The organism is Armatimonadota bacterium (genome assembly GCA_035527535.1).
Taxonomy (GTDB): Bacteria; Armatimonadota; Hebobacteria.
Map to the genome: position 1 here is coordinate 1 of DATLAK010000079.1, position 17,474 is coordinate 17,474.

General features: G+C 70.1%; 16 protein-coding genes. 6 read left to right on the plus strand and 10 right to left on the minus strand.

What is annotated here, in order from left to right; translation table 11 throughout:
* Positions 1 to 456: 456 nt before the first annotated feature.
* Positions 457 to 1,677 carry a rhomboid family intramembrane serine protease gene (locus tag VM221_05380; GenBank protein ID HUT74254.1) on the minus strand — a complete coding sequence of 407 codons (1,221 nt, stop codon included), beginning with the start codon at positions 1,675 to 1,677 and terminating at the stop codon, positions 457 to 459.
* Positions 1,678 to 1,946: 269 nt separating this feature from the next.
* On the opposite strand from VM221_05380, the gene VM221_05385 reads away from it, so the two are divergent.
* Positions 1,947 to 2,549 (plus strand): hypothetical protein, encoded by a 603-nt coding sequence (locus VM221_05385; GenBank protein HUT74255.1) that lies wholly within the window; start codon positions 1,947 to 1,949, stop codon positions 2,547 to 2,549.
* Here VM221_05385 and rdgB read toward each other — a convergent pair.
* The 6 genes from rdgB to VM221_05415 all read right to left on the minus strand — a co-directional run bounded on the left by rdgB (position 2,488) and on the right by VM221_05415 (position 9,475).
* Complete coding sequence (gene rdgB, locus VM221_05390; GenBank protein ID HUT74256.1) at positions 2,488 to 3,156, minus strand: RdgB/HAM1 family non-canonical purine NTP pyrophosphatase; 669 nt, start codon at positions 3,154 to 3,156, stop codon at positions 2,488 to 2,490. The two genes, VM221_05385 and rdgB, sit on opposite strands and share 62 nt — an antisense overlap.
* 10 nt (positions 3,157 to 3,166) lie before the next feature.
* Positions 3,167 to 3,883, minus strand: coding sequence for a ribonuclease PH (gene rph / locus VM221_05395; protein HUT74257.1), 717 nt, complete (start codon positions 3,881 to 3,883; stop codon positions 3,167 to 3,169).
* Between the two features lie 118 nt (positions 3,884 to 4,001).
* Positions 4,002 to 4,796, minus strand: a complete 795-nt coding sequence (gene murI, locus VM221_05400; protein HUT74258.1) for a glutamate racemase — start codon at positions 4,794 to 4,796, stop codon at positions 4,002 to 4,004.
* Positions 4,793 to 6,571, minus strand: a complete 1,779-nt coding sequence (locus VM221_05405; protein HUT74259.1) for an N-acetylmuramoyl-L-alanine amidase — start codon at positions 6,569 to 6,571, stop codon at positions 4,793 to 4,795. The genes murI and VM221_05405 overlap by 4 nt, the downstream gene beginning before the upstream one ends.
* 144 nt (positions 6,572 to 6,715) lie before the next feature.
* On the minus strand, positions 6,716 to 7,867 hold the full coding sequence (locus tag VM221_05410) for an anaerobic sulfatase maturase (GenBank protein HUT74260.1): 1,152 nt from the start codon (positions 7,865 to 7,867) through the stop codon (positions 6,716 to 6,718).
* Positions 7,868 to 7,948: 81 nt separating this feature from the next.
* Positions 7,949 to 9,475, minus strand: a complete 1,527-nt coding sequence (locus tag VM221_05415; protein HUT74261.1) for a clostripain-related cysteine peptidase — start codon at positions 9,473 to 9,475, stop codon at positions 7,949 to 7,951.
* A 238-nt stretch (positions 9,476 to 9,713) separates the two neighbouring features.
* Here VM221_05415 and alr point away from each other — a divergent pair, with 238 nt between their 5' ends.
* From alr to VM221_05440, 5 genes are all read left to right on the plus strand, one after another.
* Positions 9,714 to 10,859 (plus strand): alanine racemase, encoded by a 1,146-nt coding sequence (gene alr, locus VM221_05420; protein HUT74262.1) that lies wholly within the window; start codon positions 9,714 to 9,716, stop codon positions 10,857 to 10,859.
* The gene (locus VM221_05425; GenBank protein HUT74263.1) at positions 10,856 to 11,929 is read left to right on the plus strand and encodes a hypothetical protein; all 1,074 of its coding nucleotides are present in this window, start codon (positions 10,856 to 10,858) and stop codon (positions 11,927 to 11,929) included. The genes alr and VM221_05425 overlap by 4 nt, the downstream gene beginning before the upstream one ends.
* Positions 11,930 to 12,030: 101 nt before the next feature.
* Positions 12,031 to 13,491 (plus strand): proton-conducting transporter membrane subunit, encoded by a 1,461-nt coding sequence (locus tag VM221_05430; protein HUT74264.1) that lies wholly within the window; start codon positions 12,031 to 12,033, stop codon positions 13,489 to 13,491.
* 3 nt (positions 13,492 to 13,494) lie between these two features.
* Entirely contained in the window at positions 13,495 to 14,145 is a 651-nt protein-coding gene (locus VM221_05435; protein ID HUT74265.1) for a hypothetical protein, read from the plus strand.
* A gap of 319 nt (positions 14,146 to 14,464) precedes the next feature.
* On the plus strand, positions 14,465 to 14,977 hold the full coding sequence (locus VM221_05440; GenBank protein ID HUT74266.1) for a C40 family peptidase: 513 nt from the start codon (positions 14,465 to 14,467) through the stop codon (positions 14,975 to 14,977).
* A gap of 22 nt (positions 14,978 to 14,999) precedes the next feature.
* Here VM221_05440 and murG read toward each other — a convergent pair whose 3' ends face one another.
* From murG to VM221_05455, 3 genes are all read right to left on the minus strand, one after another.
* Positions 15,000 to 16,163: an undecaprenyldiphospho-muramoylpentapeptide beta-N-acetylglucosaminyltransferase gene (gene murG, locus VM221_05445; protein ID HUT74267.1), complete on the minus strand. Its 1,164-nt coding sequence runs from the start codon at positions 16,161 to 16,163 to the stop codon at positions 15,000 to 15,002.
* Positions 16,163 to 17,113: a hypothetical protein gene (locus VM221_05450; GenBank protein HUT74268.1), complete on the minus strand. Its 951-nt coding sequence runs from the start codon at positions 17,111 to 17,113 to the stop codon at positions 16,163 to 16,165. Before VM221_05450 ends, murG begins: the two co-directional genes overlap by 1 nt.
* A 179-nt stretch (positions 17,114 to 17,292) precedes the next feature.
* Positions 17,293 to 17,474, minus strand: a 182-nt coding sequence (locus VM221_05455) for a hypothetical protein (GenBank protein ID HUT74269.1), incomplete at its 5' end; no start/stop codon positions are given.

The following is a 17,474-nucleotide window of genomic DNA, read 5'->3' on the forward strand; positions in this document are numbered from 1 at the left end:
CCCTTCGCAAACAGCCGGGCCGCCTTCAACCTGCGCTTCTCCAAACCGGCAAAGTTTCGTCGGCCGCCAATGTGCGCTTTCATGCCTACAGCATATCATAGCTGCACCAAGAAATCAAACCTATTACGCGAGATTCAATAATCGCGTGAATGCTCGAAATCGTAGAGCCAAACCCCGGTCGGAACTCAAGCGAACAGATTCTGGCCCCCCCCGCGCGTGTTTGTCAAGAGCCTGAGGCGGCCGGGTGACCGCGGAAAGTTGGGATCGGTCGCGAGAACCTGTAGGGGCGCACGGCGTGCGCCTCCTTCACCCCGACCGGTCGGGGTGCTACATTCGGGCACACAACCGGCCACCCCAACCAAAAACGGTCACACCCAGGCGGCCGCGCTTGGGATTCCTTTCGCCGTTCTCGCAGGATGCTGTTGGCGCCCGGGGCCGCGCTGCAGCGGCGCTCAATCACCGCCGCAAGGTGGCGAGCTTCTGCCGCGCGTAGTCGCGCCAGGTGCTGTGAGGGTAGCGGCTCAGCAGCGACTCGAAATAGCCGGCCGCCAGGCCCGGCTCGCCCGTCTTCTCCGCCAGCTCGCCGGCGCGCATGAGCGCCACCTCCGCCTCGGGGCTGGTGGGGTGGGCGCGCAGCAGGTTGTTGAGCGCGGTCAGGGCGGCGCGGTGTTCGCCGGCGCGGGCAAGGCCGACCGCGATGTCGAACTGCGCCGCGGCGGGAAAGGTAAACGTGGAATCGTAGCGCAGCAGCGCCTGGTACGCGCGACCAGCGCGCTCGGGCTCGCGATGCTCCAGGAACAGGGCGGCGGCGCGGGTGTAAGCCTCGGCGGCGTCGTCACCGAGGTTGAAGCGCTCCTTGCTGCGCGCCAGCTCGAGCCAGGCCTCCGCGTCCTCCGGCGCGCGGCGCACCGCCTCGCTCAGGTCCGCATAGCGCCGGTACCCCTCGTCTTCGCTATAGCTGGCCCCCGACAGCAGATCGCGGCGGCGGATCCTGCCGGGCAACCCCAGCACCAGCGCCAAGGCCATGCCCATGCCGAACCCGCCGATGTGCGCCCAGTAGGCGACGCCGCCGACGGCCTCGCCGGTCATGGCGCCCTGCACGGTCGAGGACACTCCCCCCAGCACCTGCATCCCCAGCCATACGCCGAGGAAGAACCAAGCCTGGACGCGCGCCACGCCCACGCGCCAGAAGAAGATGAAGAGACCGACGACGTAGAACACGCGCACTCGCACCCGCGAGAAGCACACCAGCGACAGTCCCAGGACGGCGGCGATGGCCCCGGACGCGCCGACGCGCGGAATCTCCAGCGACGCCGGCGCGAAGGCCTTGGCCATGCTCACGTCAAGCAGCGTCGCGCCCATCTGCCCGCCGAAGTAGAACGCGAGCAACAGCAGCGGACCCAGCACGTCCTCCACCACCGAGCCGAACAGCCACAGGAAGAGCATGTTGCCCGCCAGATGGGCGGGCCCGCCGTGGGAGAACATGGATCGCACCAGCGCGCCCAGCTCGGGCTGCGCCGGCACGAAGCCGAAGGGGCCGACGCCTTGGCCCCCCTGCGACCAGTATGGCAACTCGTACAGCAAGTAGATGAGGCAGTTGGCGGTGAACAGCGCGTAGGTCATCCACGGTGTTCGCCGCCGGGGGCGGTCGGTCGCATAGGGCAGAAAGAAGAACATGGTCCGTCATGGTGGAGCAGGCGTCCCCGCCTGCCATCTCACCGCCGAGGTTTACCCGCCGCTGGCGGGCTTGCCTGCCGGCAGTGCGGCGGGGCGCCCGTGCCACGCTAGAGCTATTCCCCGTTGCTTCCGAAGAACCTAGTGAGAACGTCAGCACCGTCTGAGTGTCGTCCTGAATGCGCGAGGCGATCGGGCTCTCCCCGGTCACCGCCAGGCAACCGATGGGGGAGGCGTCGCTGCGCTCAGCATGACGGCTCGTGGGGAGTGATATGCGCATCCTTTTCCTCTGCAACCAGTGGCACCTCCAGAAGCAGCTCGTGTCGTGGCTCGACTGCCCGGAACTGGCGGCGGCGGGACACGAGTTCATCCCCTGCGTCGCCGACGAGCGCATCCTCGACCACTGGCAGCCACAAGCGATCGTCATCTGGGGCGGCACTTTCTACGCCGAACGCATCGCCGCGCTGCTTGCCCGTCGGCGCGGCCTGCGCGTGATTGCGGTCGAGAACACCGCCTTCCGCGACCGCATCTATGTGGACGCCGCGGGCGTCACCGGCAACCGCCACGCCGCTGCGCACTGCCGGCACTGGCTGGAGGGACGCGCGTTCTACTCCGGCAAGGGACTCACGCATGACGTGTGCAGCTGCGCCGCCTACCCCGCGGTGATGGCGCGCCCGTTGGTTATGGACGGCTGCAACCTGCTTGCGCCGGAGGATACGGCGCGAGCGGGGGATCGAGTATCACAGCGTTGGGCGAGCCGTGGCCGCGCCCCAGCCGGTGGTACGCGGCGTAGGGGCAAGGCATGCCTTGCCCCTACATCGAGATCCGCGCGAGCAGAGTTGCCGCGGCGCGGAAGGCCCGGCCGCGGTGGCTGATGCGGTTCTTCTCGGCGGGGCTTAACTGGGCCATGGTGCGGCGGTATCCGCGCGGAATAAACACCGGGTCGTACCCGAAACCGCCCTTGCCGCGTGGGGCGTCGGCGATCCTACCCTCGACCGTGCCCTCGACGACCGTCACTTCCCCCGCCGGCGTCGCGATCGCTGCCGCACAGCGAAACCGCGCCGTGCGCTTTACGGAGACACTGTCTCCGGTGGGTGTCCCCGCTGCGTCACGCATCATCCCCAGCAGCTTGGCGATGCGCGCGCCGTCGTCGGCGTTCGGCCCGGCGAAGCGGTTCGACCGCACCCCCGGCTGTCCGCCGAGCGCATCCACCTCCAGGCCGGAGTCGTCGGCGACGGTGAGCAGCCCGGTGTGGCGCGCCACCGCGACCGCCTTGGCGGCGGCATTGTCGGCGAAGGTGGCGCCGGTTTCCGCCGCCTCGGGCGCGTCGGGGTATTCATCCAGCCCGCGCACATCGCCTTCATAACCCGCCCCGCGCAGGATTTCCCGCACCTCGCGCAGCTTATGCGCGTTGCGGGTGGCGAGGATGATGGGGCCGGTAGGAGGAGGTAGGGGATTCGTCGCTGGCGCTCGGAATGACATTGCACGGCCCTTATCCCAGCGCCGCCTTCTGCGCGGCGAGCAGTTGCTTGATGCCGGCCTGGGCAAGGTCGAGCAGGTGGTTCATCTGCTCGCGGCTGAAAGGCGTGCCCTCCGCGGTGCCCTGCACCTCGACCAGGCGCATGGCGCCGGTCATAACGACGTTCATGTCCACCGATGCGGTCGAATCCTCCTGGTAGCCGAGGTCGAGCAGCATCTCGCCCTGGACGATGCCGACGCTGACGGCGGCGACGGCGTCAATGAGCGGCAACGCCTTGAACACCCCGCGCTGCTGCAGGCCGCGTAGGGCGTCCACCAGGGCGACGTAGCCGCCGGTGATGGAGGCGGTGCGGGTGCCGCCGTCGGCCTGGATGACGTCGCAGTCCACGATGATGCTGCGCTCGCCCAGCGAGCGCAGCTCGGTGACGGCGCGCAGAGAGCGCCCGATGAGGCGCTGGATCTCGAAGGTGCGCCCGCCCTGGCCGCCGCGCGCGGCCTCGCGGCGGGTGCGCTCGGCGGTCGAGCGGGGCAGCATCCCGTACTCGCTGGTGACCCAGCCGCTGCCGCTGCCCTTGAGAAAAGGCGGCACCGTCTCCTCCACGCTCGCCGCGCAGATGACGTGGGTGTCGCCCATCTCCACCAGGCACGACCCCTCGGCGTACTTGAGGAAGTTGCGGGTGATGTTGACCGGGCGCAGTTGATCGTTGGCGCGGCCGTCGGCTCGTGGCATTGGGAAGTCCTTTCTCACCGCGGAGAGCGCCGAGAACGCGGAGACTACTGCAAACGGTAAGTCATTCTCTCGGCGTCCCCCTCTGCATGCTCTGTGTTCTCCGCGGTTAGCTTGTTTCCTACGCCAGGTCAATCTTGTGCAGGTGGCCGGTGATGCTGCAGCCCAGGAAGCGCGCGCTGACCTCGGCGAAGTGCGGCGTGAGGTCGGAAACGTAGAAGAGGTGATCGCAGGAACGTTCGAGCGACGCGCGCAGGGCCTCATCACGGGCGAGGAGCGCCTGCACGTCGGCGGCGGTCTCCAGCGCGGGGTCCACCAGAGTTATGTCCTTCCCCACCATGCGCGCGATCATGTCGTGCAAGATGGGATAATGGGTGCAAGCGAGGATGATGGTGTCCACCCGGCGCTCGAGCAGCGGGGTGAGGTAGGTGCGAATGATGGAAGGCGTCTCAGGCTGATCGAGCCATCCCTCTTCCACCAGGTGCACCAGCAGCGGGGCGGCCTCGGTGATGACCACGGCGTCGTGACGCATCTCCGTGATCAGGCGCTCGTAGATGCCGCTGCCGACCGTGGCGCGGGTGCCGATGACGCCGATGCGCCCGCTCTGGGTCGCCGCCACCGCCGCGCGCACTGCCGGGTCAATAACGCCGATGACCGGCACCTCCAACCGCTCGCGCAAGGCCTCGAGCGCGACTGCGGAGGCGCTGTTGCAGGCTACGACTATCAGCCGCGCGCCCTCGCGCAGCAGGAACCGCGCATCCTCCAGCGCGTAGCGCGTCACCGTCTCCGCCGACTTGCCGCCATAGGGCAACCGCGCGGTATCGCCGAAATACGTCACCCGGTAGTCGGGCAGCACCTCGAACAGGCGGCGCACGACGGTGAGCCCGCCGATGCCGGAGTCGAACACGCCGATCATCTCGAATCTCCGGCGGAGGCGCCGCTCCCGGGCGAGTCGGCCGCAGCCGGCGTCGGCTGGGACCGCGCGGCCGCGGCCCCGGTCTGCACCCATTTGACCGATTCCAGCTCCGCATAGTAGGCGAGCAAGCCGCCCTCCTCCGCAAAGCGCCGCACGCCATCGGTGATCGCTTGGGCCGCCCGCTGCTGGAACTCCGGGCTGCCCAGCAGGGCCTCCTCTTCGGCGGAACTGAGGAAAGCCAGCTCCACCAGTGCGGCGGGCATGAGCGACCTGCTGGTGACGACGAAGTCCTTGCGGCGCCGCACGCCGCCGTCCTTGCGCCCGAGCCCTTTCAGCAGCTCCTGCTGCAAGACCTTGGCGAGGCCGAGGCTGCGGGGAGTGGAGTAGTAGGTCTCGGTGCCGCGGGCGCTCGCCGACCCGGCGTTGCAGTGGATGGAGATGAAGACGTCGGCGCCCTGCTTGTTGGCGACGCCGGCGCGCATGGTGAGCTCGCGCCTCAGTTGGTCGCGCGGGGCGGGGACGGGCAAGGGGATGAGGCTGCAGTCCTCGCGGCGGGTGAGGAGGACCCGCGCTCCTTGCGCGCGCAGCAGCTTTTCGGCGCGCAGGGCGACCGCCAGATTCACCGTCTTCTCCTCCAGCCCGCTTCGCCCGGGCGCACCCGGCTGGCCCCCCCCGTGGCCCGGGTCGAGCACGACCGTCACGTCGCCCGGCGGCACCTGCCCCAACAGGACGCACAGGCCCCGGGGCCCGCGCGCCAGCGCCGCCGGCTGCGGGCTGCGCAAGTTGAGGACGATGCGCGCCTCATTCTCCCCCGTCTGCTCGGCGGTGGCGGACTCGACCAGCGGGTGCTCGCCCTCGACCCTCTCCTCCGTCAGCCGCGCGTTCGAGAGCTCGACCACGGTCTGGGGCGTGCCGCGGCGGTCGCTCAGGCTCGCCACCGGCGCGCCACTGGCGTTGACCACCAAGGCGCAGACCGTATCCGAGCGCCGCACCAGGCGAATCGAGTCCACGGTCACGGTTCCCTGCGCAGTCTCCGGCTCCAGCTTGGGGGCGGGGAGGTCAATCACGATCGTGCGCCCCCCATCGGTCGTGCTGTGGTGGTAGGCTGGGACCTCCTGTTTGAGATCGAGCACCACGCGCACCGAGTCCGGGTTGAGCGAATTCTGGCTGGCGCGCACCGACACGAGATCCGCCTCGTTGACGAGGATCTGCTGTTCGGCGGCGAACAGGTCGGCGTTGGCGACGTCCACGTAGATGCGCGGCGGCTGCTTGAGGGTGCCGGCGGAATAGGAGAGCTGGGCGCTGCCGCCGATGGTGACGCGCACCTTGTCGGGCAGGCGCGCGAAGGTGATGTCGGTGACCCGCGGATGCAGGAAGATGGTGCGCGACTGCTGATCCCAGCGGTAAGCGATGCCGAGATGCCAGGCGACGGTGCGCAGGGGCAGGAACAGATGCTCGCCCTGGCGCGACACCGCCGCCGGCAGGGCGCGCTCGACGCCGTTCACCAGGGCCTGGTCGCTGCCGGTGCGAACGATGAGCGAGGCCCCGTTGGGGGCCCGCATGTCAATGCGGCCGTCGGCGGCGGTAATCTGCACCCCGAGGCGTCGCAGCGCCGCCACCGCGGGAGCGCACACCTCTTCCTTGTCGGCCAACACCTGGAAGGGCGCCGGGCTCGGCATCGGCTCCCCGCCGGCGACGAAGCGGTCCGCCGCCGCGGGTACGGCAACGAGTGCTGCGAGCAGGGCTGCGACGCTGGCTGCGAAAGCTGGTCTCATGATGGACGCCACCAGGAGGGGAAAGTTCCTTCCCGCCCCGGGCCTGGGCGCTGCCCTGGGCGACGGGGAACTGTCCCCTCGCGCCCGGCGGCGCCAGGTATTGTAGCAGCTTTGCAGGGCCCGCACAACCCGCCAAACAGGAGTTCAGCGCTCTCCGCACGATGGTGACGCCGCCAGTTCCCGCGCCAGGCGGCACAGCTCAGCGGCGGCGTGGTCGAAGAAGCGGCGATAGCTCTCGCACAGGTAAGACCGCCGCTCCATCGGCCGCGTGTCACCTCCGGCCGCCGGCAGCCGGTCCTTGCAGCACCCGCCGCGACACAGGTCGAGCCATTCACACCCGGCGCACGCGGCGGCGTTGGCAGCCCGCTGCGCGCAGAAGTCGCGCCAGCGCGCGGTCGCAAACAGGGCGTCGAAGTCATCCTGCATGAGGTTGCCGAGCCGCCACTCGGGCCGCACGAAGAAGTCGCACGGATAGACGTCCCCGTTGTGCTCGACCACCAGGTAGCCGCTGCACGGGCCATCGAGCTCGCACAGGCTGCCGCGCCCGCGGAGCTCCCGCTCCATGATGGCGTCGAATAGCCGCACCGACACCTTTCCCGCGCCGTCCTCGCGCCAGGCGTCGAAGACCGCGCACAGGAAGTCGCCGTAGCCGGCCGGGGACACCGCGTATTCCGCGGCCCGGCCGCCGCCCCCGCCGGCCTCGACGCACGGGATCAACTGCAGATGGGTGAAGCCCCGGTCGCGCAGGAAGCGGTAGATCTCGGCCCCGTGCGGCGCGCTGGCCGCGGTCACCAACGTCAGCAGGTTGAACTCCACGCCGACGTCGCGCAGGTGGCCAATCCCCGCCATCACGGCGTCGAAGCTGCCGCCGGCGGCCCCGGTGCGATAGTGATCGTGGATATGGCGCGGGCCGTCGAGGCTAACGCCGACGAGCACGCTGTAGGCCCGAAACAGCCGCGCCCATTCGCGGTCCAGGAGCACGCCATTGGTCTGCACGGCGTTGGCGACCGGCTGGCCCCCACGGCCGTGACGCGCCATGAGGCCGAACGCGTCAACGAAGAAATCGAGCCCCGCCAGCAGCGGCTCTCCCCCTTGCCAGCTAAAGGTGGCGATGCCCCGACGCGTCGGGGCCAGATACGTGCGGATCATGTGTTCGAGCACGTCGCGCGCCATGCGGTGCCCGGGAGTGGCAGGGTACATCGCCCCCACGCGGCGGTAGAAGCAATAGCGACACGCCAGATTGCAGTCGGCGGAAACGGGCTTTATAAGGAGCTGGAAGTCCCGTGGACGATTCATGGCGCTCGGTCGTCACGGCCCGCGGCGAGGCCGTGTCGTCCACCTCCGGATTGCGCGCGGCGCTGGTTCACCGCCATCGGCCTACGGCGGACTGACGCTCAGCCAGTTGTCCCAGTACGTATTCGCCGCGAACTCGAGCTGCTGGTAGCTGGGGCGATAGAAGTCGTTGTAGTCGTTCTTGCCGGGGACGAATATCGCCAGGCCGTGGGAGTTGCGGCGGGCGTTGTTGTGCGCCTCGGCGATGACCACGTCCTGCACCGTTTGCATCACCGTCTGGGCGGCGGTGACGACGTTGTCGCGCGCGACGAGGCCGCTGATGAGTTGGGCGAAGTCGTAGAGGTCCTTGTTGTCGGGGTAGGCGTAGCGCTGGGCCTGGGTGCGGGCGGAGGTTATCTGCGTGGAGTAGGCGGGCATCGCCGTCGCCAGGGCGCGCCCGAAACCATCCACTGCCAGGGCCACGCCGTCCATCTTCGCCAGCGCGACCGCCGACTGCGTAAGGCCGCTGGTGTAGCCGATGGAAGCGTAGTAGTCGAGCGTCTGCGTCACGATCCGCTCGGCGAATTGCTCGGGCGTCATGGTGGGCGTTGCCACCAGGCTGGCCAGGAACGTCTGGTAGGCATAGCCAGGCCCCGGTGGGCTTTCCTCGGAGCCGACCATGAGCCGACCGAAATGACGCAGCTGGTAGGCGACCTCGACCATCTGCATGAGGGAGGCGTCAAAGCAGATGATGTCGAGCCGGGGCTGCACGTCGAGCGCCTGTGGCAGGTCGGTGATGCTGATGTGGCTGCTGACGGTCCAGTCGTAGGAGACGCCGCGGGTGGCGGGGTTTCTCGCCTCGGCGGTGCGCGCGCTGCGCCATCCCGCTCCGTGGTCCCAGAGGACGACCATATAGTGCTCGGCGGGGTAGGCGGCGACGCCCCACTGCACGAAATCGCGCAGCATCCGCCAGTCGCCCATGTCCACCTCGCCCAGGTCTTGCAGCACCGGCGAGCTGATGGTCGCGGTATCGCTATCCTTGACGACGCGCAGACGCCGGCACCCGGTCCAATCGCCGTTGCTGGTGTCGTAGCCGGCGATGCGGTCCATCTGCACAATGATGTCCACCTCGGGCGAGGAGCCGACCATCTCCATCTCGTTGACATCCTGCACCCCGAACTCCTCGAGGTCGTTGTCGGCGTTGAGGAATACCAGGATCGTCCATTTGCGCTCGGAGGGCTGCAGCAGCGTGTTCGGCACCGTGGCCACCTGCCCGGCGACCACCGTCACTTGCGCCACCGCCGTCAGGAAGCCCGACTTGCTGATGGTCAGCGTTTGCGCCCCGATGGCTACCCGGTCCAGGCGGAAATAGCCCGCGGCGTCGGTGGTGGCGACAGTCGCGCCGCCGGTGACCATGACCAGCGCCCCCGGCGCCGGCTCGTAGCCGGGCGGCGGCGTCGGCCCCCGGCCGAGCGCCAGCATCGGCGTCTGCGCGGCGGCGGGCAGGGTCTGCCCGAACACATAGCCTTCGATCGAGCCAACGGCGGAGCCGGAGCCCCCGCCGCAGCCCGCCGTCATCAACATCAGCAAGGCGCCCGCCACCAGCAGCGCCGCAATCACGAGAATACGCATCCTCAGGCTCCTGCAGACGATGGAAAGAGCGACGAGGGAACACAGGCCCCCTTACCGCACCGATGGAATGAAGATTCCAGAGGAGCGGCCCTAATCCTCTCGGTATGCGCAGCACGCGCAGGAGCGCGCGCGCCGCGCGTCGAACAGCAAAGGCGATGAAGCGCCTGCCCCTGCCGGCTCCGGCGGAGCCCGGCGGGGCGTGGTCGAGGGTGATGCTGTCGTGCCGGTTGCGCCCGCCGTGAAGAGCACTTGGAACGCGTGGGTCGAGGTTGACACCGCGGCGATGCGCCGCAATGCCGCGGCCGTGTGCCGCCTCGTCGGCGCCGGCGTGCAGGTGATGGCGGTGGTCAAGGCCGACGGCTACGGCCACGGCGCCCTGGCGGCGGCACGGGCGGCGCTGGAGGGAGGCGCATCGTGGCTGGGTGTGGCAAGCGTCGAGGAGGGGGCCCAGCTTCGAGCGCAGGGGATCGCAGCGCCGGTGCTGGTGCTGGGGTGCGGCCTGCCCGACCAGGCGGCGCAAGTGGTGGAACAAGGGCTGACGCAGACGCTGGCGACGGGGGAGATGGCGCGCGCGTTGTCGGCGGCGGCGGTCGGGGCGGGCGCCGAGGTGGGCGTGCACATCAAGGTGGACACCGGCATGGGGCGGCTCGGCGTGCTTCCGCATCAGGCGGCGGCCTTTGCGCGCCTGGCGAACGATCTGCCCGGTCTGCGCGTCGAGGGCATGTGCTCCCATCTCGCCACCGCCGATGATGATGACCCAACCTGCGCGCGGGCGCAGGCCCGGCGTTTCCAGCAGACCCTGGCCGAACTCGCGGCCCAGGGCATCGAGCCGCCGCTGCGCCACCTCGCCAATAGCGCCGCGGTCGTGCGCTTCCCGGAGATGCATTTCGACCTGGTGCGGGCGGGGCTGTTGATCTACGGGCTCAATCCGCTGCGGCGGCCGCTGACCGAGCTTGACCTGGTACCGGCGCTGGCGTGGAAGACCCGCATCGCCTGCGTCAGGCGGGTGCCGGCGGGGCAGCCGCTCAGCTATGGCGGGCTCTACGTTACCCCGCGTCCGAGCCGTATCGCATGCTTGCCGGTGGGATACGCGGACGGATTCCCGCGCGCCCTGACCAACGTCGGCACGGTGCTGGTCGGCGGGCGGCGCTGCCCGGTGGTGGGCGCGGTGTGCATGGATCAGACGCTGGTGGATATCGGCGATGCCGACGCGCAGGTGGGTGACGAGGTGGTGCTTATCGGGGAACAGGCCCGGGAGCGAATCACCGCCAATGATCTGGCCGCCGCCCAGGGGACGGTGGTGCACGAGGTCGTAGCGCGCTTGGGGAAGCGACTCCCGCGCATCTGCGCGGACGAGGTCGCGACGCAGGAGGGCGACACATGAAGGCATTATCTCACTGGAGTGCGAGGAGGCGCCGATGGCCGGCGCTGACGGCGGCTGCGGTCACGGCATTGGCGGTGCGCGCAGCCGTCGCGGCGCCTGCCGCCGCGCCCCCGCAGCCGGCGCCGGCGGCGCCCCGGGCCGCGGCGGTGCAGCAGGGCGCCGCGGTCGAGGCCGCCGAGGTGCTGCGCGTGGCCGATGCGGTGGCGCAGTCGGTGGCCGCCACGCAGCGCATTCCCGCGGGCGACGTCGTCACCCTCAAGGATGGCAGTGCCCGGGCGCTGTCGGCGGCGCAATTGTTCGTCCTGCTTGCCCGCTTCCTGGGCAACGGCCACGAGCAGGGGGTGACGCCGGACCATGCCCCGTGTCCGCCGCGGATGGCGGGCCCGCTGGAAACGTCGTCGGCGCCCGTCGCACTGGCGCGTGAGGTCGTGATTCCAGCGGCGGACCTGCTGGCCCAGGCGCGCGTCACCGCCGATGTCGCCGAGGCCACGGGCAGTGTGCCCAGCGGCGTATGGGTGCAGGGACTGCGCCTGAGCCCGGCGCAGTACATGGGGGCGCTGGCAACCATGCTGCAGCACGCGGCGACGACGGGCGCGGTGCCGGAGCAGGTCGCGGTGGGCAACTACCTCCCGCCGCTGGACTGGGCCGTGAACTCGGCGGCGGGCGGCGAACCCGCCGCGCCCCCGCCGCACCTGTCCGCGGCGCCCGCGCAACTTGCGTCGGCGCCTGTCGCTAGCCTGCGGGAACCGGTGATGGCGGAGCCGGAACCGGTGCTGGCCCCGACGCCCGAGCCGGCGCTCACCGTGTACGTGCCGACGAAGCCGCCCCTGTCGGGCGCACTGAAGCTCACCGTCGAGTACGAAGGGCCGCCCGCCTTCATCCGCCTGTCGGTTGACGGCAGGGCCAAGGCGGCGTCCAACATGTCTCACTTCACCTACGTGTGGGACACCCGCCTGGAGCCCGACGGCGATCACCTGCTGCGTATCGCCGCGGTTGACAGCGCGGAGCGCACCCTCGACCATCTCGAAGCCAGCCTCGAGACCGCCAACGGCAATCTTCCTCTCCGCTGACCGGGGAGGATGCAGCGTCCAAGGTCGCCGACGGAGGGCGCACCGCGGCTGGAGCAGGTCGCAGCGCCTGCCATGACCGCCCTGCGACGTGGAAGGTTACCGTGAACGCATCCAGCGCCGTGCTTCTCAACTGGCTGCTCTTCTTCCCGTTCGTGGCGGCTGTGGTCATCGCCGCCTTCCCGCGCATCCTGCGCCTGCTCCCCGCGCAGGAGCGCTCCCTCGCGCTGGGCGCGCCGGGCGCTACCGCCGTCGCCACGGTCCTGCTCTCGCTGGGCGTTGCGGGCGCCATGGGCGCCGCAATCGCCCGCGAAGGCTACGTCTACGCCGACTATCTGTGGACCCCTGCTTTCTTCCAGTTGCGGCTGCGGCTTGACGCTCTGGGGTTCTATGCCCTGCTGGCGATTCTGGCGGCGCTGCTTCCGACGGCGGTATGGGCGAGCGCGACCGGCGCGCGCGACCACTTGCGCTGGGCCGGTTTCGCGGGGGCGCTGGGCGCGTTTACGGGCGTGGTGCTCGCGGCGGACCTGGTGGTGCTGTACATCTTCTGGGAGCTGTCCGCGCTCGCGCTGTGGGTGGCGCTCGCGCCGCCGTTCGCCCCCGGCAAGCGGTTCCTGGCCTGGAGCCACGCGGGCGGGCTGTGCGTCCTGGTGGCGGTGCTGCTGGTCGCCGGGATGACGCTTGACACGCATATCTACAGCGCCGGCCCCGGTTTGCTCATGCAGCGCCTATCCTGGGTGAAATGGGTGGGGCTGCTGTTGCTGGTCGGTCTCGCGTTCAAGCTGGGGTTGGCGCCGGCGCACTCCTGGCTGCGGGATCTGACGCACGCGGGGAGCGGCATCTGGGGGGTGGCCCTGCCGGGAGTCGGTCTGGTGACGGCGGGGTACGGAGCGATCAGGCTCGTGTCCTACATACTCCCGTCATACGCCGCGGCGGCACTGGCGTGGCTGCCGGCGTTGTTGGGGCTGATCACCGTGGTCTACGCGGGGATGCGGGCGCTGTTGGCCGATGACCCGGCCACGGGCGTAAGCTTCTTGTTGGCCGCGGCGGCCGGCCAGGTCGCGTTCGCCCTCGGCGTGGGGATGCGCGGGGCGAGCGCTGGTCTCACCGGGGCGATCGCACTGCTGCTCCCGCTGGCTCTGGGGGCGTCCCTGCTCGGCGCCGGCGGCGCGGGAGGCTTAGGCGCAGCCACCTGGCGCGACTTGCGCGGCAGGTTCAGATCTGCTCCGGCGCAGGGCACCGCGCTGCTCGCGGGGGTCTGGACGCTGGCGGGCGCGCCCCCGCTCGCTGGATTCTGGGCGCAGCGCGCAGTCGTCGCCGCGGCGCGGCACGAGGGGGTGGGTCTGAGCGCGCTGGCGCTCATCGCGCCGATCTTGTTCGCGGCCTACGGCGTGCGGGCGGCGACGATTGGCTTCGCGCGCGATGGAGGTTCCCCCGGGCGGGAACCGCGATGGCGCGGGTGGTGGGTGTTCGGGGTCGTGCTCTTATCCGCAGCCCTGGGGATGGCGCCTGGCCTGTGGATGCCCTACGTGCTGAAGATCACACAGAGCCTGACGGGAGGCTGAGGCATGTCCTCTGTCGCGGCGCAAGCAGGTGGATACATGGCGCTCGCCGGCGCCGCGGCCGCCATGGCCGTGGGCGCGGCCGGGCTCTTCTCCACCCGGCTGCGATCGGTCGTGGTTTACTCGGCCGTCCTGCAGGCCGGGTACGCGGGAGTGGGCGTAGCGGCGGGCCTGCTGGCCAAGCAGAGCGGCGGATACAGCGCCGCGATGTTTCAGGTCATCGCTGGCGCAGCCGGAGTGGGGCTGATGTGGGTCGCCACGCGCGCCATCGGCGCGCATACCGGTGAGCCGCCGGCGCCGGAGTCCACGCCACAGGTGTGGTGCGTGTTCTGCCTGGCGTTGTCATGCATGTCGCTGGTCGGCCTGCCGCCGCTGGCGGGGCTGCCGGCAAAGGTGGCGATTATCCATGCGGGGCTGCGGAACCCTCTCGCCCTGTTCGTCGTCACTATCGGTGCGGCGGCTCTGGGCGTGGTGAGCCTGTGGGCCTACGCGAGCATCGTCTTGCCGATGGTCCTCGGCCGCGCCAGCGCCGACCGGCCGGTTGTAGGCCGAGGGCTGCGAGCGGCAGTGGACGCGCTGGTCGCGGTGCTGGTTGCGCTGGGGCTAGTGCCATACATCGGGTTCGCCATCGGCGCGGCGGTGGCGGGCGGGCCCTAGCCGGCAAAGGCAGAGCGCCCACTAGATATAGCCCATCAGGCCGGCCGGAAGTCCAATATCTTGTGAGAAACCGCACGCCGAGGGGTTTACAGCACGTCGGCATTGTGCTAGCATACGGGCATCTCGGCAGGGCGCGACCGACGCGCCCGCATGAGAGGTGACAGGGATATTGCAGCGCATCGCAGCAGTGACCGCGGTCTTGGTCGTCGCAGGGCTCACCTTCGCCTGCATCCCACCGCCGGCCGCAAGCAGACCATCACCGGCTCCAGCCGCTGAACCCGCGGACGTCGCGCAGTGTGTTCTCAGCAGCGCGGCCGCGGTGGCCCTTTGCGCCCTCCCCACGCCCAGCGCCGTGATCGCCTCCGCCCCCCTCATCAACGACGCGTTGACACAGTCGTACGAATCCCTGCAGCCCGTGCTTCGCAGCGAACCGCCGCCACCTCGCACAGCGGCATCCGGCGGCGACCTGGTGGATACGGCACGCCGCTACCGGGGGGTGCGCTATCGGTGGGCGGGCATGAGCAGCCGCGGCATGGACTGCTCGGGGCTCATCGCCCGCGTGCTGCGCGCGAACGGCGTCCGCGCGCCCCACAACGCCGCCCAGCTTTTCAAGCTGGGCGAAACGGTGCGTTTTGCGGATCTGCGGCCCGGCGACCTGCTGTTCTTCAAGACCAGCCGCCGCGGCATTTCCCACGTTGGGATGTACGTCGGCGAGGATAAGTTCATCCACGCCTCGAGCGGCGCGGGCCGCGTCGTCACCACCAGCATCTACGACCCCTACTACTCCAAGCGCCTCAAGGGCGCCCGCCGGTTGGGGGAGACCTCCGAATAGGCTCGCCGGGCGCACCACACGCTTACTGCCGCCCCGCCAGCTCCTCGATGATCGCCGCGACCTTGTCGGCGGCGTCGGGGCGCCCCAGCGCCTTGCTGCGGCGGGCCATGGCCTCGCGGCGCTCGTCGTCCTCGATCACCTCGCGCAGCATCTTCGCCAGCACCCCGGCGTTGAGCTCGGCATCGCGAATGATGATCGCGGCGCCGGCCTCGGCCAAGAGGCGCGCGTTCTGCTCCTGCTCGCTGCTCGCCGCCCCCGCCCAGGGAATGACGATGGCGGGCACCCCGCGCACTGTAATCTCCGCCAGCGCGGAGCCCCCACCGCGGGTGACGATGACATCGGCGGCGGCAAGGGCAAGCTGGATGTCGTCGAGATACTCCCGCGCCTGGTAGGGAAGCCCGGCCGCGGCCAAGGCGTTTGCATCCGGATGGACGGAGTTGGCGCTGCCGGTCAGGTGCAGGACCTGGATGCGCCGGGCGATGGCGTCGTGGCGCGCCAGGCGCTCGAGGGCGCCGGAGAAGGCGAGATTGAGGTTGCGGGAGCCGATGCTGCCGCCGACGACGACGATGGTAAGGCGATCGGCGGCCAAGCCGAGGGCGGCAAGCGCCTCCTCGCGCCGAGCCTCGATGATCTCGCGGCGCACCGGGTTGCCGGTGACCTCGATGCGCAGTTTGGGGCCGAACAGCTCGCGGCAGTATTCGGCGGACTGCGGGGATACAACGCACAGCACTCGCGACATGCGGGCGGTGGCGCGGCTGGTGAAGCCGGGGCGCTGGTTCTGCTCGACGGTCATGCGCGGGATGCGCAGCAGGCGCGCAGCGACGATGACCGGGCCGCTGACATAGCCGCCCAAGCCGACCACAACGTGCGGGCGATGCTGGCGCAGGAGGCGCAGGCTCTGGCGCAGGCTGCGCCCGGAGAGCAGATCCGCCGCGCTGCGCAGGCGGCGCAGCAGCGGCTGGCGGCCGCGCAGGCCGCGCACGGAGATGGTGGCGAGGTCGAAGCCGGCGGCGGGCACGATGCGCGACTCGATGCGCTCGCGGGTGCCGATGAAGAGAATGCGGGCGCGGGGATTGCGAGCGATCACGGCGCGGGCGATGGCGATGGCGGGATAGACGTGTCCGCCGGTGCCGGCGGCGGCGATGGCGACTCGCAGCTCGTCTCGCTCCGCGGCGGCGGGCGCCATCACTTCCCCAGCGGAGCAAGCTGAGGCTCACTCCAGGCCGCAAAGTCGGCGGAATGCGAGACCCACCGCTGCTCGTCTTCGCCTGCCAGCGCGCTCCAGTAAAGGTCGTAGCCGCCGGCGACCTCCTCGACAGTCACAAAGCCCTTGGCGCCGGGCTGGCTGCTTACCCGCACCGACTGCGACCAGCGTTGTCCGTCCGCCGACCAAGCGGCCCAGACCTGGGGTTCGCCGTCGCGGTCGGAGACCCACGCCAGCGTCAGCCGCCCCCTGCGGTCGGCGACAAACAGCGGGCCGGCGTGGAGCAGGTCGTACTGGAGATCGCCACTGATGCCGGGACTCGCCTGCACCGTTTGGTGTTCCGGCACCGCCAGGGTGAGGGACAAGGCGCGGCCGCCCTCACGCTCGGACACCCAGATGACGCCCATGCGGCCGTCGAGCATCTCGATAATGCCGGGGGCGCGATCGGGCGTGGGGGCCAGGGCGACGGCTCCGGGGGGGCTCCAGGCGCGGCCGTCTTCAGACATGGAGATCCAGATGTCGGGGCTGCGCGCGACGTAGCTCAGGCCCGCGTCCGCGCTTCCGCGACCAGGCGAGACTTCGGCCAGCCAACCGGTGGTCGCGCTCCAGGCGAGCCAGTACGTTCCGCTTGACGCCCGCGCCAGCGTGAACTCCGAAGCGCCGTCGTCCGACACCACCCATTCGGGGTAAGCGCCGCTCACCTGCACCGGGCTGCCCCAATGCTCCCCATCGGTGGAGTAGGCGGCGAGAATCTGCCCTACGTCGGAGGGCGCCCCGGACCGCCACGCCATCACCGCGGCGTCGGCGGCGACCACCGCCCTCACCTGCTGAAAGGCGCCGACGCCCGGGATGGACGCGGGATCGAGGAGCAATTCCGCGTGCGCAGCGGCGGCTGCCAGCGCCACGACCATGGTCACAGCGAGTTTCCGCATGTCATTGCCGCCTTGTCCGATAGGAGTATCCCGCCAACAATCATGGGACCGTGGCTGAGGCAAGGCTTCTGCGGCGCGGGCGTCATTCCTCCCGCGCCTTGGGTAATGCAGGGAACGCGCGAAGCCGGGGTCGAGCGGACGTGCGCGCCCGAATGAGGACCACCCAGGACCCGCGCCCGCTAGTGCACCATCTCGCTGGTGGGAGCGGCGGCGAGGTCGGTGACCCCCACCCCGGCCTGGGGGATATTCACCACCAGGTGCTGGTCGGACAGATTGGCGACGAAGAACAGCACCCCCCGCGGCACGCCGAAAATGGGTGTCACCAGGTCTGAATCGGCCTTGAGCTTGAAAAACAGCGGCA

Bases quoted from the DNA above. Each gene is read 5' to 3' on its own strand.
- VM221_05410 (HUT74260.1), bottom strand. From the start codon at position 7,867: ATGAATCGTCCACGGGACTTCCAGCTCCTTATAAAGCCCGTTTCCGCC.
- VM221_05405 (HUT74259.1), bottom strand. From the start codon at position 6,571: ATGAGACCAGCTTTCGCAGCCAGCGTCGCAGCCCTGCTCGCAGCACTC.
- rdgB (HUT74256.1), bottom strand. From the start codon at position 3,156: ATGTCATTCCGAGCGCCAGCGACGAATCCCCTACCTCCTCCTACCGGC.
- VM221_05380 (HUT74254.1), bottom strand. From the start codon at position 1,677: ATGTTCTTCTTTCTGCCCTATGCGACCGACCGCCCCCGGCGGCGAACA.
- murG (HUT74267.1), bottom strand. From the start codon at position 16,163: ATGGCGCCCGCCGCCGCGGAGCGAGACGAGCTGCGAGTCGCCATCGCC.
- VM221_05435 (HUT74265.1), top strand. From the start codon at position 13,495: ATGTCCTCTGTCGCGGCGCAAGCAGGTGGATACATGGCGCTCGCCGGC.
- murI (HUT74258.1), bottom strand. From the start codon at position 4,796: ATGATCGGCGTGTTCGACTCCGGCATCGGCGGGCTCACCGTCGTGCGC.
- VM221_05415 (HUT74261.1), bottom strand. From the start codon at position 9,475: ATGCGTATTCTCGTGATTGCGGCGCTGCTGGTGGCGGGCGCCTTGCTG.
- VM221_05425 (HUT74263.1), top strand. From the start codon at position 10,856: ATGAAGGCATTATCTCACTGGAGTGCGAGGAGGCGCCGATGGCCGGCG.
- rph (HUT74257.1), bottom strand. From the start codon at position 3,883: ATGCCACGAGCCGACGGCCGCGCCAACGATCAACTGCGCCCGGTCAAC.
- VM221_05450 (HUT74268.1), bottom strand. From the start codon at position 17,113: ATGCGGAAACTCGCTGTGACCATGGTCGTGGCGCTGGCAGCCGCCGCT.
- VM221_05385 (HUT74255.1), top strand. From the start codon at position 1,947: ATGCGCATCCTTTTCCTCTGCAACCAGTGGCACCTCCAGAAGCAGCTC.